This is a genomic window from Candidatus Accumulibacter vicinus (assembly GCF_000584955.1).
Taxonomy (GTDB): domain Bacteria; phylum Pseudomonadota; class Gammaproteobacteria; order Burkholderiales; family Rhodocyclaceae; genus Accumulibacter; species Accumulibacter vicinus.
Window position 1 is genome coordinate 1,110 of record NZ_JDSS02000038.1, and the last position, 3,025, is coordinate 4,134.

Sequence of the window (3,025 nt, forward strand, 5' to 3'; positions counted from 1 at the left end):
AGGTCCCTTTCTAAATCCTCTAGTACAGTCTTATCAGGGGATTCTTTAGACATCCTAAGCTCAGTAGTACTAGAGTATGGTGATACCGTATACTCTGACAATGCTTCGGTAAAGCCCAACTCCTTCCTCATTGAGAAATTCTCAATTACTGTGATATTCTTATCTTTTGCCTCCTGCAAAAGATCGTCCCTTTGACCTTTCCACCACTTTAACCACATCCTATGATACTCGCGTCTATCATAAGACGCTGACCTAAGATCGGATGTAAGGAAGTCAAACTTCCAGGTGTTATTTTGCATCTTGTACCTTTCTATTCAATTGATCGAGTTGCTTCTGCAGTACGTCCTTCTTCCTATTCAACCATACAATATCTATTTCTACTTCCATACCTGCTGTAGCTTCTGGTACATCCACTGCATCTATCCACCCTCCCACTGTCCAGTTACCTACTGCATTATCATGCAAGAGTTCAACTTTGTCCCCTACTACAAATGTCCCATCATTGCTATCCTTGGTCACAATGTATCTCATACCCTGTTCCATATCATGTTTCATTTTTAACTCCTTGCCCAAGGTTGATAATAAGGTATCCTAAACTGCATAGGGCAGCTACCTGAGTATCTGCCAAACCTACTTCAGAAGCCCTAGTTAAGGCTGCTATCACAGTCTTGATACCATCCTGATAGACTTCGTACTCATTACCATCATAGCCACCTTTGTAATCTAGGCAGCCTGTTGCAATTGCCAGTGCATCTTTAAATGTTAACAGCGTATCACTCATGGTTGTTTAGTTTTCATAAGGTTAATCAATTGATTTTGAATTTTCCTCTCTATAGCAGAGACGATTTTTACTCTTAACTCTGCTGAGTTAGCTAACTCCTCCTTAATAATACTGGTTATACTCTCATCCCATACTTCGTTCACCTTAAGCTTACAATTCTCATATGTAGCCCAGCTACTACAAATAGCCCGGATACAAGAAGCTACCTGCTTCTGCAATTCTTCTTTGATCAGGTTCTCGTCTAATTCAACTTCTACTTTCATTTTAACTCCTAACAGTATTAGGACCTATGTAGGTCCAGTAATCTAAGGTGCTCAATTATCAGTGGGTTCATATCTTCAACGAACTCAGCTAAGATTTTTTCCGCTGGATCTATAGGGCATATATCATTCATTCTGTCTATATACCTGTACAAGCAGCTTATAATAGCTGCCTCCGCAAAAGACAGTTCAGGGTGCTTAGGTGACACTTGCCTCTCCTTAGCTTTAAAGTGGTAGCTGTGAGTAACTAATCAATATCCCTATACGATAAGTTCCACCCATCTACAGTAAGCCATGTATCATTAGATTGGGTTATAACCATTCTCTCATCTGATAATCCATAGGTATCAGATGAATCACTCACCTTAAACCCAATACTGACATTGTAAGTTTTAAGGAGTTTCTTAAACTCTTTAAGAAACTCAGCTTTTTTAGGTTGTATCATCTAAGCTCCTCTGGAATTTCAACCTCATCCCCAATCTTATATGCAACATAGCACTTCATAGCTGCTTCCAATGGAGATGAGCCGGTCATTACAATTGTTTCATCACGGGCATGGATACATGCTTCCCAATAATCAGGATTCTTAGGGGAATCTGATGCCTCTCCATACGCGGTTATCGTAATGCACTCCCGCTCGATAATCGGTCCACCGTCAGCCCACGACAGGTAATCTGGAAATATTAAAAACTCGCTCCCCTCGTGTAGATAGTAAACAAACCCTTCAGTGCTTAATTTCCCACCGTTGCCTTCCGCTACACAAACCGCGTAGTTCAAGGCTTCGCCAGACAAGTCTTTAATTTTCACGGCCAGTCCCTCAAGATACAGTCAAGTGCGCTAACGCGGGGTTCTTTCCAAAAAGACTCCCACCACATGTTTGAGTACGAGGATATGGGAGAACTACTATCGTTACGACTCCATTCGTAACCGTCATAAAATAGCATGAACTCTGAAAACAAATGAGTCCTCATGTGGTATGCGACACGCGCACGCACGCCCTCACGCACAAGCGCGTTTTTCAACGCGACGCAAACACAGTAGTCTTCTCCGGCGTCCAACCTGCGGTGCGCTTCCATATACAGAGCGCGTTTATAGTCGTCCATTATTTTCCTCCTATATTCGGGGTATCCGTATCAGGTGTTACCCAAAGTGCCCGCACCTTTTCCCACTCCTTTCGATCACAATCCATACCGAGTGGAGCATATTGATCATTGGGCCTGATCTTATCATCGCGGTAGAACTCTTCCTCCAACTCGAAATGGATCAGATTCTGTGTATGTTCTGGTAGATTAGGCCACTCCCTGCACAGCAACTCGCAGAAATCCCTTACTGCGTAAGTCATTCGCCCGCAATAGTATCGAAATGAGCCTACCCATAAAGTCAATTTGTCTTCATCAGTCATCATCTTTAATCCTTATACATTACACATTAAACATTCACTGTTGTACTAAGAAGAATCCAGATCATTTAAGTGTACTCATACACTTAACTCTCATGGATCTCGACCTCATCTCCTAACATATAAGCAACAAAACATCTCATGGCGGCCTCTAATGGAGATGAGCCAATCATTACTCTAGTTTGCCCCATGATACAGGCTTCCCAATAATCAGGGTCCCTTAATCCTTCAGATTCCTTGTAAGGTATTAAGCGTATACAGTCTCTCTCAATAATAGGCCCTCCATCTAACCATGATAAGTAATTAGGGAACTTCAGGATGCCGTTATGTTCTTGGGCATAGTAAGTAAAACCTGCGAAATTCAACCTAGCATCATGACCATCTGCAATACAAACTGCGTAATTCAGTTTCTTGCCTACTAAATCTTCAGTTTTCACAGTTACTCCCATAAGATGCAATCAAGTGCTCTGATACGTGGCTCTTGCCATCCATATTCCCACCAAGGAGCTGTAATAGACGGCTTCATGTATTTATCGGTATCCTCTTCACACCAATATACTCCATCATAAAGAGCAGAAAATTCAG

7 protein-coding genes are annotated in these 3,025 nt (G+C 42.0%); all 7 read right to left on the reverse strand.

The window, feature by feature from the left end; translation table 11 throughout:
* On the reverse strand, positions 1 to 299 hold a 299-nt coding region (locus CAPSK01_RS23585), incomplete at its 3' end, for a hypothetical protein (RefSeq protein WP_273703926.1).
* The gene (locus CAPSK01_RS17165) at positions 289 to 555 is read right to left on the reverse strand and encodes a hypothetical protein (RefSeq protein WP_273703927.1); all 267 of its coding nucleotides are present in this window, start codon (positions 553 to 555) and stop codon (positions 289 to 291) included. The genes CAPSK01_RS23585 and CAPSK01_RS17165, both read right to left, overlap by 11 nt.
* Entirely contained in the window at positions 545 to 781 is a 237-nt protein-coding gene (locus CAPSK01_RS23590) for a hypothetical protein (RefSeq protein WP_273703928.1), read from the reverse strand. The genes CAPSK01_RS17165 and CAPSK01_RS23590 overlap by 11 nt, the downstream gene beginning before the upstream one ends.
* Positions 778 to 1,044, reverse strand: a complete 267-nt coding sequence (locus tag CAPSK01_RS17170; protein ID WP_034929571.1) for a hypothetical protein — start codon at positions 1,042 to 1,044, stop codon at positions 778 to 780. The genes CAPSK01_RS23590 and CAPSK01_RS17170 overlap by 4 nt, the downstream gene beginning before the upstream one ends.
* Positions 1,045 to 1,288: 244 nt before the next feature.
* On the reverse strand, positions 1,289 to 1,486 hold the full coding sequence (locus CAPSK01_RS23595; protein WP_273703929.1) for a hypothetical protein: 198 nt from the start codon (positions 1,484 to 1,486) through the stop codon (positions 1,289 to 1,291).
* Positions 1,483 to 1,848 carry a phage protein NinX family protein gene (locus tag CAPSK01_RS23600; protein WP_273703930.1) on the reverse strand — a complete coding sequence of 122 codons (366 nt, stop codon included), beginning with the start codon at positions 1,846 to 1,848 and terminating at the stop codon, positions 1,483 to 1,485. The genes CAPSK01_RS23595 and CAPSK01_RS23600 overlap by 4 nt, the downstream gene beginning before the upstream one ends.
* A 678-nt stretch (positions 1,849 to 2,526) precedes the next feature.
* Positions 2,527 to 2,877: a phage protein NinX family protein gene (locus tag CAPSK01_RS23605; RefSeq protein ID WP_273703931.1), complete on the reverse strand. Its 351-nt coding sequence runs from the start codon at positions 2,875 to 2,877 to the stop codon at positions 2,527 to 2,529.
* Positions 2,878 to 3,025: the final 148 nt, after the last annotated feature.